This window comes from Streptomyces sp. NPDC088124 (assembly GCF_040685895.1).
In the GTDB taxonomy this organism is placed as follows: Bacteria; Actinomycetota; Actinomycetes; order Streptomycetales; family Streptomycetaceae; genus Streptomyces.
Map to the genome: position 1 here is coordinate 71074 of NZ_JBFBJB010000012.1, position 13286 is coordinate 84359.

At 70.1% G+C, this 13286-nt stretch carries 13 protein-coding genes; 10 read left to right on the plus strand and 3 right to left on the minus strand.

Annotated elements, in window-relative coordinates; all coding sequences use genetic code 11:
* The first annotated feature begins 95 nt into the window (after positions 1-95).
* The 9 genes from AB0P17_RS12130 to AB0P17_RS12170 all read left to right on the plus strand — a co-directional run bounded on the left by AB0P17_RS12130 (position 96) and on the right by AB0P17_RS12170 (position 8999).
* Positions 96-1244 (plus strand): LLM class flavin-dependent oxidoreductase, encoded by a 1149-nt coding sequence (locus tag AB0P17_RS12130; protein WP_365810032.1) that lies wholly within the window; start codon positions 96-98, stop codon positions 1242-1244.
* A 279-nt stretch (positions 1245-1523) separates the two neighbouring features.
* A complete protein-coding gene (locus AB0P17_RS12135; protein WP_365810034.1) occupies positions 1524-2201 on the plus strand; it encodes an AAA family ATPase in 678 nt (225 codons plus the stop codon).
* 36 nt (positions 2202-2237) lie between these two features.
* Entirely contained in the window at positions 2238-3035 is a 798-nt protein-coding gene (locus AB0P17_RS12140; RefSeq protein ID WP_365810036.1) for an ATP-binding protein, read from the plus strand.
* Positions 3036-3082: 47 nt separating this feature from the next.
* Complete coding sequence (locus AB0P17_RS12145; protein ID WP_365810037.1) at positions 3083-4555, plus strand: MFS transporter; 1473 nt, start codon at positions 3083-3085, stop codon at positions 4553-4555.
* A gap of 181 nt (positions 4556-4736) precedes the next feature.
* Positions 4737-5678 carry an AvrD family protein gene (locus AB0P17_RS12150; protein ID WP_365810039.1) on the plus strand — a complete coding sequence of 314 codons (942 nt, stop codon included), beginning with the start codon at positions 4737-4739 and terminating at the stop codon, positions 5676-5678.
* A gap of 105 nt (positions 5679-5783) precedes the next feature.
* Complete coding sequence (locus AB0P17_RS12155; protein ID WP_365810041.1) at positions 5784-6797, plus strand: beta-ketoacyl-ACP synthase III; 1014 nt, start codon at positions 5784-5786, stop codon at positions 6795-6797.
* 79 nt (positions 6798-6876) lie between these two features.
* Positions 6877-7149: an acyl carrier protein gene (locus AB0P17_RS12160; RefSeq protein WP_365810043.1), complete on the plus strand. Its 273-nt coding sequence runs from the start codon at positions 6877-6879 to the stop codon at positions 7147-7149.
* Entirely contained in the window at positions 7142-7882 is a 741-nt protein-coding gene (locus AB0P17_RS12165; RefSeq protein WP_365810045.1) for an HAD-IB family hydrolase, read from the plus strand. Before AB0P17_RS12160 ends, AB0P17_RS12165 begins: the two co-directional genes overlap by 8 nt.
* Before the next feature lie 139 nt (positions 7883-8021).
* On the plus strand, positions 8022-8999 hold the full coding sequence (locus AB0P17_RS12170) for an NADP-dependent oxidoreductase (RefSeq protein WP_365810046.1): 978 nt from the start codon (positions 8022-8024) through the stop codon (positions 8997-8999).
* 145 nt (positions 9000-9144) lie between these two features.
* On the opposite strand, the gene AB0P17_RS12175 is transcribed toward AB0P17_RS12170, so the two are convergent.
* Positions 9145-10536 (minus strand): MFS transporter, encoded by a 1392-nt coding sequence (locus AB0P17_RS12175; protein WP_365810048.1) that lies wholly within the window; start codon positions 10534-10536, stop codon positions 9145-9147.
* A 59-nt stretch (positions 10537-10595) separates the two neighbouring features.
* Here AB0P17_RS12175 and AB0P17_RS12180 point away from each other — a divergent pair, with 59 nt between their 5' ends.
* Complete coding sequence (locus AB0P17_RS12180; protein WP_365810050.1) at positions 10596-11657, plus strand: helix-turn-helix domain-containing protein; 1062 nt, start codon at positions 10596-10598, stop codon at positions 11655-11657.
* 18 nt (positions 11658-11675) lie between these two features.
* Here AB0P17_RS12180 and AB0P17_RS12185 read toward each other — a convergent pair whose 3' ends face one another.
* Positions 11676-12239 (minus strand): ATP-binding protein, encoded by a 564-nt coding sequence (locus AB0P17_RS12185; protein WP_365810052.1) that lies wholly within the window; start codon positions 12237-12239, stop codon positions 11676-11678.
* A gap of 475 nt (positions 12240-12714) precedes the next feature.
* The gene (locus AB0P17_RS12190) at positions 12715-13245 is read right to left on the minus strand and encodes an EF-hand domain-containing protein (RefSeq protein ID WP_365810054.1); all 531 of its coding nucleotides are present in this window, start codon (positions 13243-13245) and stop codon (positions 12715-12717) included.
* Between the last annotated feature and the right edge of the window lie 41 nt (positions 13246-13286).

Sequence of the window (13286 nt, forward strand, 5' to 3'; positions counted from 1 at the left end):
CCCTGCGCATCACCGGATCGGCCACCTGCCGCCGACGCCCGCGCGACAACGCCCGCTCACGTCCCCAGCATCCCTACGATCTCAGGAGAAACACCATGCACACTGGCTTCGGGGCCTTTCTCTCCCCCCTGCACGCACCAGGCCAGGACCCGCATCTGACCATCCGTCGCGACCTCCAGCTCGTGGACCACCTTGACGAACTCAACTTCGACGAGTGCTGGTTCGGCGAACACCACTCACTGTCCTGGCCGACCGTAGGCGCCCCGGAGACCCTGATCGCCGCCGCGGCCCAGCGGACCCGGCAGATCAAGCTCGCCAACGGCGTGGTGACGCTGCCCTTCCACCACCCGTTCCACGTCGCCACCAGGGCGATCCTGCTGGACCACCTCACCCGCGGCCGGTACATCCTGGGCGTCGGCCCCGGTGCCACGCCCAACGACGCGCACATGCTGGGCCTCGACCCGGGCGAGCTGAAGCGCATGGCGCGCGAGGCCGTGCCGACCATCATGCAGCTGGTCAACGGCAACGAGCGGATCTCCGAGAAGACGGACTGGTACACACTCCAGGACGCCAAGATGCAGCTGCCGCGCTACAGCAAGCCCGGCATCGAAATGGCGATCTCCAGTGTCGGTACGCCCAACAGCCCCCAGCTCGCGGGCAAGTACGGGCTCAGCCTGCTCTCCTTCGGCGCGCCGCCGCCCGGGTGGCCGGCCGTGGACCTCGCCCAGCAGTGGCGGTACGCGGAGGAGTCGGCCGAGGAGCACAACCGAACCGTGGACCGGCGCGACTGGCGTATCGCTGTGCCACTGCACATCGCGGAGACCCGCGAGGAGGCGTTCCGCGACTCCCGGGCCGGATTCGGCAAGTGGTTGCACGGCTACTGGGGCGAGTCCGTCGGCGCCGATGTCGCCGCGGGTCTGGAAGGTGTGCCTCAGTCGCGGGAGCTGGAGGCGACCGTCGAGCAGGGCCGCGCGATCGTGGGCTCGGTCGATGATGCCGTCGAGGCGATCCAACAGCTCCAGGAGACCACCGGCGGGTTCGGCACGTTCCTCACCTACGTCGTCAACTGGGCCTCGTTCGACAAGGTCAGGCGCAGCTTCGAACTGCTGGCGAGCGAAGTGGCCCCGCGTTTCTCAGGATCGGCCGAGCGTGGCCTCGACTCCATTCGCTGGAGCGTGGAGAACCGAGCCGTTTTCCCGCACACCGAAGCGCTGCGCAAGCGCCTCGGCGACGCCGCGAGCTGAAGACGCCCGCAGCCCGAACCGGAACGGCCCCCACCACGTAACGTTACGGAATTCTTAATTCCAAAACAACGGGCAATCCCACCCGGAAACCCACAGGAAACACAGAAGCATCCGGAAACGTTTTGGAAGCCTGCGGAAAATCCCGGACGGGCGTTTCCCGCAGGCTTTTCACTACCCGCACGCCACCCGATCACAGCATCCGACCACCTTGCCTATTGGTCCTGGCAATACCATTAATACCCACTGGTACGGACCAAAGTCCACTGTGATACTCGGACCGTGAACAAGCGAATCGCCGTAGTCGGCGCCTACGGATCGGGAAAGACGACTCTCTCCACGGCACTCGCCCATCTGACCGGCCTGCCGCGCACCCACGGATCTCCGATGAAGGAGCCGATCGGCGGCGAAGGCCGCAGCGTCCACAACTGGACCGACAGCCAGCTGCTGCAGCTGACCGTCAACCGGTACGCCGAGCGGCTGCTCGGCGAGGCCGGCTGCCCGCGGGGGTTCATCTCCGACGGCTCCACGGTGCACGAATGGGTGTACGCGAAGCTGCGGCTGGTCGCCGGCTCCTTTCCAGGCACTGACGCCCCCCTGAAGAACCGGCATCGCAGCACCGGGACAGCCGCGCTGGAGGGGGCGGTCGATGACATCGGGCTGCTGATGAAGTACCACGCGCGCAACAACTACGAAGCGTTCGTGCACGTCCCCATCGAATTCGAACTCGCCCCGGACAACCGGCCCGTCAACGAGAACTTCCGCCGCCTCTCCGACGATCTGCTGCTGCCGGCGCTGGAGGCGACGGGTGTCCCGGTGTACACCGCCCGCGGAGACCTCGCGGACCGGCTGGAACAGATCACCGAGCACCTGGGGCTCGGCGACGCGACGGTCGTGACCACCGAAGAGGCGGTCCGACTCACCACCGCCCCGCCCCCGAGCAACCGTCCATCCCATTAGGCCTACCCGGCATTGTCTGTGAAGGTGGAAACTCCCGTGACCGCACTCGAAGTTCCCAGTTTCAAGGAAAACCCCAAGCTCAAGATCGCCATATCCGGAACCTATTCGACCGGAAAGTCGACCACCACCGAGGCCCTTTCCATCGCCACCGGAATACCGCGTACCCACGCCAAGACCTCCCGCGAGCTCCTGGTCGATCTCGTACCCGGGAAGACCGTGATGGAGCTCAACGCAATGGAGTTGGTGAAGCTCGGCCTGCGCCGTTTCGAAGAGCGGGTGCACAACGAGTCCAGCGGGAACGCGTTCATCTCGGACGGCGGTGTCTTCCACGAGTGGGTCTATTTCGAGGCCCGTATGCGCGTCGGTATCAACCCGGGCGCCGACTGGTGGTTCAAGGGCATCAAGAAGGTCGTGGGGCTTCCGGTGAAGCACTTCTACCAGCGCTACACCGACACCCTGGGCGAGATCACCCGCGCCCGCGCCAAGCGCGTCTACGACGCCTACGTCCATCTGCCGGTGGAGTTCGACATGGAGCCCGACGGCCACCGCCCCGTCTCCGAGAAGTTCCGCCGCCTCTCCGACGACCTGCTGATCGAGGCGCTGGACCGGATGGACATCCCGTACCGCGTTGTCGGCGGCCCGATCCCGGACCGCATCGAAAAGATCGTGAAGACCTTCGACCTGCCGGTGATCGTCCCGATCGAGGAGGCCATCGAGGAGGCGCAGCGCCGGGTCAAGGCCGACATCGAGGACCTGAAGGCCGACGCCCGCTTTCACGAGGCGCAGCGCGACAAGTCGCTGCCCCGCCGCATCGCGTACGCCATGCGCTACTGACCCCCGCCCTTTCCCCCCTTTTCCGTCCACTACGAAAGGAATCCGGCGTGTCCAGCAGTATCCCGACACAGCCGCGTCGTCTGGGAGCGGTGCTCGCTCTGCTCGCGTTCGCCCAGATGATCATCGCGATCGACTACAACATCGTCTTCGTCTCTCTGCCGGAGATCGGCGAGAACCTCGGGTTCAGCACGCAGAACCTCCAGTGGGTGGTCTCCGCCTATGCGGTCGCCTTCGGGGGCTTCCTGCTGCTGGGCGGCCGGGCCACCGATCTGTTCGGCCGCAAGCGGATGTTCATCCTCGGCCTGTTTCTCTACGCGGCCTCCTCGCTGGCCGGCGGTCTCGCCCAGGAGCCGTGGCTGCTGATCGCGGCCCGCGCGGTGCAGGGCCTGGGCGGCGCGTTCCTCGCCCCCGCCACGCTCTCTCTGGTGACCACGCTCTTCGCGGAGGGAGCCGAGCGTAACCGCGCCCTGTCCGTGTGGGGTGGCGCGGGCGGCTCCGGCATGGTCCTCGGCTCGATCCTCGGTGGTCTGCTGACCGACGCGTTCGGCTGGCCCTCGGTCTTCTACGTCAATGTCATCCTGGCGGGCGCCGCGATGTTCGTAGCGGCGTCGCTGCTGCCGGGCGACCGTGGCGAGAACTCCGGCTCGTTCGACCTGCCGGGGGCTCTGACCGGCACCATCGCCTCCACGCTGTTCGTCTTCGCCCTGGTCCAGGGGCCGGAGGCGGGCTGGAGCTCGGGCCTGGTGCTGATCACGCTCGCCGTCGCTGTCGTGACCCTGCTGCTGTTCCTGTTCATCGAGAGCAGGTCCAGGGCCCCGATGGTCCCGCTGCGGCTGTTCCACAACCGCAACCTGTCGACGGGGGCAGGCATCACCTTCCTGTTCATGGCCACCTTCGGCGCGCTGGCCTACTTCCTCACCCAGTTCTGGCAGGTCGTGCAGGGTCACAGCGCCTGGGCCACCGGCTTCGCCTTCGTCGTGCCGTCCGGCAGTGTCCTGATCGGCACGATCGTCGGCGGCAAGTGGGCCACCAAGTTCGGTGTCCGCAATGCCCTGTTCATCGGTCTGGCCATGGGCGTCGTCGGCACGGTCGTGCTCGCGCTGACGCTGACGCAGGACGCGTCGTACGGGCTTCTCGCCCCGTCGTTGTTCGTGCTCTCGCTCGGCCAGGGCATCGTCTTCACCACCATGTTCGCTGCCGCGACCACAGGTGTGCCGGCCGAGGACCAGGGCATTGGCTCCGGTATCGCCACGACCGGCCAGCAGATCGGCGGCGCGGTGGGGCTCGCCGTGCTGATCGCCATCACCAACTCGGTGAACGGAGGCGATTCGAAGGACCTGGTCCAGCTGACAGACGGAATCGTCACCGCCACGTGGGCGATCGCCGTCGGAATCGCGCTGACGTTCCTGGTGGTGCTGAACCTGAACAAGCCGGCGTCGGGCACCGACCTGACCGCTCCGGCCGAGGCCGAGCCGGTTGCCGGAGCCACGGAACCGGTCCAGGTCACGCGTAACACCTGATCCCGCTCCCCGGCAACCGGAGGTCAGGAACCCGGCAGGGTTCACGACGTCGCGAAGCCGAAAAGCACACCTGCTGGACGTCGACGATACCCGGTCCACTGTCGCGGAGGATCCCGGGCATCGCCGTCGCCGTTCAACAGCCGGCGCCCCGAGGGGAGCCGCTGCCTACGAAGGAAACTCTATGACAACCGCATTACCTCTCGTCACCCTGGACTCCGTTGACGATTTCCTCGGAGCGCGGGAAGGGCGCTTCTTCGGTGAGGGCTTCAAGCGGGTGCACCACTCGCTGACCGACATCACCATCGGCGACGGCACGATCAGCGCCGCGGCCGGCCTGAAGATCCCCGGGTCCTGGTCCCGCAAGGGCGAGACCAACCAGCGCCCGCACCTGTCCACCCTTGACGTGATGCTGTTCGGCGCGCAGCTGACCGGCCTGTACGCCGCGCACACCGGCCGGCTCGGCCCGGACGCGCCGTTCACCGTCCGTTCGCTCACCATAAAGGCGGGACGCAAGCCGCAGGAGGACGATCTCGACACCTTCGAGGCCTCCGGGCGGCTGCTGGGCATGGCGGACGACGGCGCCATCACCCTGGAATGCCGGATCGGACTCCTGACGGTACGTGTCGAGGCGGCCGCCGGGACCGGCAGGCCGCCGCGGGACCCCGCCGGTGAGGAGGCGCGCTACGCGACCGCCGCCGAACTTCCCGGTGTGTGGAACAACGCGCCGTTCGGCGTACCGCACCGTGACCGCAGCCAGTTCCTGACGTCGGTCGACATCACCGCGGACGCCTCGGTGGCACGAGCCGACCTCGGCCTCGCCCCGGACGGCGAGCCGTCCATGGTCGATCTGTTCGTCTCCGCGCTCCAACTGGGCCAGGTCCTGCTCTACTCGCTGGACGGCGTGGCACGGTCCGACAGCAACACGCTGTGGATGCGGCGTACCGCCATCGGACCCGCGGACGGCACACAACCGTCAGGGAACGGCTACGGCCGGTTCCAGGTGGCCCTGAGCGAACCACGGCTGCTGAACGGCGCGCAGGGCTCCTGGCGCAGCGCGGACGTGGTCACCACGTACGCGGGACAGAGGCTCACCTGCTCCGTCGCCCATCAGCTCCCGGCATGACACCACGACAGTCATCGGCCCTTCCTCGGCTTTCAGCCGTTCGGCCCTTTCCCGCTCCATGCGGATCTTCACAGACCTTCAGGACCTTCTCGGGGGAGAACCGTCATGCCTCAGACCGCCGTACTCACCGGACTCGGTGCCTACCTTCCGCCACGACGCGTCACCAACGAAGAACTCGCGGACCGTTTTGACACCACTGACGAATGGATCACCGCCAGAACCGGCATACGCACCCGACGCTGGGCGGACCCCGGAATATCCACCGGTGACCTGGCTGTGGAGGCGGGTCACCGCGCGCTGAAGTCCGCCGGGCTCACCCCGGAACCCGGCGCCGTCGACCTGGTCGTCGTGGCGACGACCACCCCTGACCACCTCTGCCCGGCCACAGCACCGAACGTCGCGGCCCGGCTCGGCCTCGGCGGCGCCGCCGCCTTCGACATCAGCGCGGTGTGCTCCGGATTCGTCTACGCACTGGAGACCGCCGCCAACGCGGTCCTGGCGGGGCGCGCCGGGACCGCGCTCGTCATCGGCGCCGAGACGTACTCGACCATCCTCAACCCGGAGGACCGCACGACGTCGGTGATCTTCGGAGACGGAGCGGGCGGGGTTGTGGTGTCGGCCGGGGAGGACGGGGAGCCCGGCGCGCTCCAGGGCTTCGACCTCGGCTCCGACGGCACCCAGAAGGACGTGATCTACATTCCCGCCGGAGGGTCCCGCCAGCGCGCCGACGGTGCGCGGCCCGCGCCGGGCGACGAGTTCTTCACCATGCAGGGCCGCAAGGTGTTCCTGTCCGCCGTCCAGCGCATGAGCGAGTCCTCCCAGGCACTGCTGGGCCGGATCGGCTGGCCCACCGACAGTATCGGCCACCTGGTCGCCCACCAGGCCAACATCCGCATCCTTCGGGCGGTCGCGGAACAGCTGGGCATCCCGGCCGAACGCGCGGTGGTCAACCTCGACCAGGTGGGCAACACTTCCGCCGCCTCGATCCCGCTGGCCCTGTCCGACGCCGCTGCCCGCGGCACCCTCGCCGTGGGCGAACGGGTGCTGCTGACCGCCTTCGGCGGCGGACTGACCTGGGGCTCCGCGGCGCTGACCTGGCCGGACATCGTCGCCGCCTGAAACCCACCTGAACTCCGCCTCCGCACTGCCCGTTCCATTACCCACCCGACGCCATTCCGGCACCCAGGTAAGGACACCCATGAGCTCGCAGACCGCAGACGACGCCGCTGCCCGTCAGCTGACCGAGGCCGTACTGACCACCGTCCGCGTCAAGTTCGAGGCCCCCGAGGGCACGACCGCCGAAACCCCTTACGAAGAAATGGAGTTCGACTCTCTCGTCCTGCTGGAGCTTGCGGTGCACCTGTCGAAGGAGTACGGGGTGGAGATCACCGATGACGAGATCCTGAACGCCTCCGACATCACCGAGACGGCCAGGCTGCTCGCCGGAAAGGGCGCGCGTTCCCGTGACTGAGCCGGCCTCGACGTCACGCGGTGCCGCGTTCTTCGACGTGGACGGGACGCTGACCACGGGTACCACGCTCTTCCGGTTCCTGGAGTACCGGTTCGCCGCCGAGGCCCGTCCCGCGCACGTCTACCGCCACGAACGCCAGCGGCTGCGCGCGATGACCGTGGCGGGCGTCCCGCGCACAGAGACCAACCGCGCCTATTTCGCCAGTTACGCGCGGCTGAGTGAGTCCTACGTGGCGCACCTGTCCGCCGAGTGGTTCCAGGGAGAGCTGGCGCACGGCGGGTTCCTGTACGGGACGGCTGTAGCCGCGTTGTACGAGCACCAGGCGGCGGGGGAGCCTGTGGTGCTGGTATCCGGTTCCTTCCCGGCCCTGCTCGCGCCGCTCGCCCGGCTGCTCGATGTGGACGCGGTGCTGGCCACGGAGCCGGAGATCCTCTTCGGCCGGTACACCGGCCGCGCGCACACGCCCATGATCGGCCCCGCCAAGGCGGCAGCGGCCCGTGCCTGGGCGCACGCGCACGGCATCGACCTGGCCGCGTCCACCGCGTACGGAGACCACTGCTCGGACCTGCCGCTACTGGAGCTGACCGGGCGCGGCGTTGTCGTCGGCGGTGAGCCTGAACTGCGGCACCGGGCGCGGCGGATGGGCTGGCGGCAGCTGCCGCCCCCGCCGCCCGCGCCCCCGCTGCGGCTCCCCGCCCCGGTGTCCGCGCCCGGTTCGCTGCCCGGCCCGTAAGCGCCGCCGAACGTCCCCGAGTGCCCGGCCGGTGCACCGGTCAGGCACCCGGGGACGTTCCCGTACGTGTCCATCCCGCCACCACACCTCCCCGTCGACCTCCTGTTATGTCACCCGCACCGAAAAGGGAGCCCCCGCCATGCGCGCAGTCGGAATCATGAAGTTCGGCGAACCGGACGTGCTGGAAGTCTTCGACCGCGGTATTCCCGACCCCGGCCCCGGCGAGCTGCGCATCCGCGTGACCGCCGCCGCCGTCAACCCGACCGACCTGATGCTGCGGTCCGGCGAACTCGCACCGTACGTAGCCCAGTTCGAACCCCCGTACGTTCCCGGCATGGATGTGTCCGGGACCGTCGACGCGGCGGGCGCCGACACCTTGTTCTCGCTCGGCGATCGGGTCATCGCCTTCGTGAATCCGTTCCGGACACGGGGCGGGGCCCAAGCCGAGTACGTGGTCGTCTCGGCCGAGGACACCGTGCTCGTGCCGCGGGGACTCGACCCGATCGACGCCGCCGGGCTGCCGACGAACTCCCTCACCGCACACCAGGCACTCGCCCTGCTGCGGCTGCCCGCCCGGTCCACGCTCGCCGTCACCGGTGGCGTCGGCGCGCTCGGCGGCTTTGTGATCCAGCTGGCCGTGCACCGCGGCCTGCGCGTCGTCGCGGAGGCGGCACCGCAGGATGAACAACTGCTCAGGCAACTCGGTGCGGAGATCGTCGTTCCCCGCGAAGCACAGCCGGGGGATCCGAAGGCCGCGGGCCTCGCCGACCGCTATCTCCGGGCCGTCCCGGAAGGCGTGGACGCGGTGGTGGACGCGGCCGAGCTGGGCGCGGCCGTCCTCGGCATGGTCCGCGACCAGGGACAGATCGTCACCTGCCGCCCCGGCGAACTCGCCCTGGAGCGTGGAATCGTACGCCACGAGGTCGATGTCCAGGCGTACCCCGGCAAGAACGCCGTGCTCACCGAACTGGCCGCGCTGGCCTGCGAGGGCGCGCTCACCGTCCGCACCGCCTCCGTACTCAGCCCGTCCCAGGCCGGCGAGGCCCATCGGCGGCTCGCCGCGGGCGGGGTACGCGGGCGCCAGCTCATCGCGTTCAGCGCTTTCAGAGCCCAGTGAGGCCATGGAGATCCGCTCCTTGGCCACCCCGGCCGGCGGCCGGGTCGGACAGCGTCCGACCCGGTCCTGAAAGAGCCCCCTGTCGGATTCGAACCGACGACCTACGGATGACAGGCCGGAGCCGCTGGCGAACGCCGGTGGCCATCTACGGACTGCCCGGATCCAGGCGCGGTCGAGACCAGGACGGAGACCTTCCGACGCCACGCCTGATCACCAGCGCCATCAGCGCCGCCACCGCGCACAGCGCGCCCGAGGCGTACCAGATCACGTCGTACGAGCCGAACACGTCCCGCGTCACACCGCCCGCGAAGGCGACGACCGCCGCCCCGACCTGGTGCGAGGCGAGGACCCACCCGAAGACGATCGCGCTGTCCTCGCCGTAGTGCTCCCGGCACAGGGCGATCGTCGGCGGGACCGTGGCGACCCAGTCCAGGCCGTAGAACACGATGAAGAACAGCATCGGAGGGTGAACGGCCGGCCCCAGCAGCATCGGCAGGAAGAGCAGCGAGACGCCGCGCAGCGCGTAGTAGACCGCGAGCAGGCGGCGCGCCTCGTAGCGGTCGGTGAACCAGCCCGAGGCGATCGTGCCGACGACGTCGAAGACACCGATCACCGCGAGCAGCGACGCGGCGGCCGTGATCGGCATGCCGTGGTCGTGCGCGGCCGGTACGAAATGGGTCTTGACCAGGCCGTTGGTCGAGGCGCCGCAGATCGCGAACGTACCGGCGAGCAGCCAGAACGGCCCCGTGCGCGCCGCCGACGCCAGCACCGACAGCGCCCGCCGCGCGGCGCCCCGCACCGGTGCGGGCTTCGGGACGAACTCCGGTGCTCCGTAGGCGGACAGGCCCACGTCCGCCGGGTGGTCGCGCAGCAGCAGCCAGACGAACGGGACCACGGCGAGCGCGGTCAGCGAGACGGTGACGGCGGCCGGGCGCCAGCCGTGCGCCTCGACCAGCCAGGACAGCAGCGGCAGGAAGACCAGCTGCCCGGAGGCGCCCGCGGCCGTCAGGATGCCGGTGACCAGACCGCGCCGGGCCACGAACCAGCGGTTGGTCACCGTCGCCGCGAAGGCGAGCGCCATCGAACCGCTGCCCAGGCCGACCAGAACGCCCCAGTACATCACCAGTTGCCAGGTGGCGGTCATCCAGACCGTCAGTACCGCGCCCGCCGAGATCATGGTCAGTGCGACGGCGACGACCTTCCGTATCCCGAAGCGGTCCATCAGGGCCGCGGCGAACGGCGCGGTCAGCCCGTACAGCGCCAGGTTGACGGAGACCGCGAAGCCGATCGTGCCGCGTGACCAGTCGAACTCCGTGTGCAGCGGTTCGATCAGCAGACCGGGGAGCGAGGCGAAGGCGGCGGCGCCGATGATCGTCACGAAGGTGACGGCGGCGACGAACCACGCCCGGTGGATCCGCCCCGGCGCGCGCGGAGCAGGGGCAGGGGCAGGGGTGAGGGTGGGGGCGGGGACGGGTACGGGGGTGCCCTTCGCGCCGTCCGGGGTGAGGTCCGTCGACTGTGTCACGTCGGACAGCATCCGATGCGGGATCCGGTCGTACGAGTGGCCGGATGGACACCCTTCGCTAGGATCGGGCCATGCCTCACCGACCGTCGCACCGCCCGCACCACGGGGACCCGGCGCACCCGGCTGACCCGGCGCACCGCGTCGCCGTGCTCGCCCTCCCCGGTGTGATCCCCTTCGAGCTGGGCATCCCGCAGCGGATCTTCGGCCGCGCCCGCAGTGCCGCGAAGGAGCCGCTGTACGAGGTCGTGACCTGCACCGCCGGGGCGCCGGGCCCCGTATCCACCGACGCCGACTTCTCGATCCTCGTCGAGCACGGGCCCGAGGCGCTCGCCACCGCCGACACCGTCGTCGTACCGGCGTCGCACGAGCTCGGTCCCGTCCACACGGACGGTGTCCTCACCGAGGAGCTCGCCGCCGCCCTCGCCCATGTCCGGCCGGGCACCCGCATGGTCTCGATCTGCACCGGCGGTTACGTCCTGGCCGCCGCCGGGCTTCTCGACGGACGGCCCGCCACCACCCACTGGGCGTCCGCCGCCCACTTCCAGCGGCTGTTCCCGCGCGTCGCGGTCGCCCCAGACGTGCTGTTCATCGACGACGGCGACATCCTCACCTCCGCCGGGGTCGCCGCCGGGATCGACCTCTGTCTGCACATCGTGCGCCGCGACCACGGCACGGCGGTCGCGGGCGAGGTCGCGCGCCGGACGGTCGTCCCGCCGCACCGGGACGGCGGCCAGGCGCAGTACATCCGGCGGCCCGTCCCCGAACCGCGGGCGGCGACCACCACCGCGGCGCGCGCCTGGGCGCTCACCCGCCTCCACGAGCCCATCCAGCTACGGGACATGGCCGAGCGGGAGTCCATGTCCGTACGGACATTCACCCGCCGGTTCCGCGAGGAGGCGGGCATCAGCCCCGGGCAGTGGCTGGTGCGGCAGCGGATCGAACGGGCCCGTCATCTGCTGGAGTCGACGGACCTGTCGGTCGATCAGGTGGCGCGGGACTCCGGGTTCGGTACGGCGCAGTCGATGCGGCAGCATCTCCAGGTGGCGCTGGGCGTCCCGCCGACGGTGTACCGGCGTACGTTCCGGGCGCGCGCCACCACCGGCTCCGGCGCCATGGCCGGCGACCGGCGGTAGCCCACGCCGGGCGTCGGGTTACGCCGGGCGCGGGATGCCGTACGACGGCTGGTACGGCGCCGGGCCGTACCCCGTCGCGGTGCCGTAACCACCGGTGCCGGAGCCCGGGACCGTGCCGTGGGCGCTTGGTGCGCCCGACGCCTGCGACCTGCCCGGGGAGTCCTCCGCGGCGGCGTCCGGCGCGCCCCGGTCCACCTCGCACCAGATCCGCTTGCCCGCGCCCTCCGGCTGCCACCCCCACCGGTCGGCGAGGCCGTCGACCAGCTCCAGGCCACGGCCGTTGGTGTCCTCACCGGCCGCGTGGCGGGGGCGCGGCGGGCAGGCGCTGATGTCGGCGACCTCCACCCGGACGGTGCCCGCCTCCGCCGCGCCCGAGCCGAAGAGCATCCGCAGCACGGCAGGGCAGCCGGTGTGCACCACGGCGTTCGTGACCAGCTCGGAGATGAGCAGGATCAGCGTCTCCGCGACCGGCTCGTCATCCCCCATGCCCGAACCGACGAGCCTGGATCTGGCCCATCTGCGGGCCCGCCCCACCTCCGCGGGGTCGGGCCCGATCTCCAACTGAACCTGAAGCACCTGCACCGCTCACACCATCCGAACCGGCGGACACATCGCCTCGCGCCTCGACAGGGTTCTCGACGAGATCACCGAACGTGATTCCCTTGCGAGACAGCATGGTTGACGTACAGTCACCACAACAAGCGCTTCGGGCATATTCCAGCGCGAAGGAGTAGGCGTGGTGCATACTGTGCGACGCACGCTGAGGGGAGTCGAACACCGGCGCGCACGGCGCATTCGCAGCGCCCGAGCGGCGCACACGCCCGACGCGGGCGCCGCCGTAACGGCACCACCGCGCGCTTCGCGCCTCACTACCTCTCGCACCCGAGGGAGCGTACCGGAGCCGGGTCACGACTCCGGCGCGTGACGGCGAACCGTAAGGACACAACCCGGTATCGACCGCACCGGCCGCCCTCCCACCACGCACGGTGACGCATCAGAGGGCTGAGGCCAACGCTTTCCGTACGATCGGAACCGGGCGCGATCCGCCCCGGCCCGATCAGGGCTCCGGCGTCACGTAGTACGCGGCGAACCCCTTCAGGACCTCCGCCTCGCCGATCCGCCCGTCGCCGTCCGCGTCCAGCTCACGGGCGACCCGCGCCGCCGCCTCGGGCTCGACGCCCAGCACCCGCAGCGCCCGCTCGGCCGCCGCCGGGGTCACGGTGCGGCCGTCGCCGGATGCCGCGCCGGCCCCGCCCGCGACCGCGATCGCCGCGCTCAGGAACGGCCGGGCGATCTCCGCGAACCGCTCCGGATTGTCCCGCAGCCGCTTCACCGCGCCGGTGACGAACTCCTGGCGGCTGACCCGCTGATCACCGTCCACGTCCGCGATCCCGGCCATCCCCTGCCAGAACGCCTCGGCCCCGCTGTAGAGCGCCTGCCCCTTGTCGGAGCGGGCGGTCGTGCCGAACTCGGCGAGCAGCGCCGCCGCGGCCCCGCTGAAGTCCTCCCGGTCGATGTAACCGCTGCCGTCCTGGTCGAATGCCGCGAACCTGGAGGCGATCTTGCCCTCGTATTCTGCGCTGTCCATGCCCGGAGCGTACGACGACCGAGGGGCGCCGTGTGCCCGCT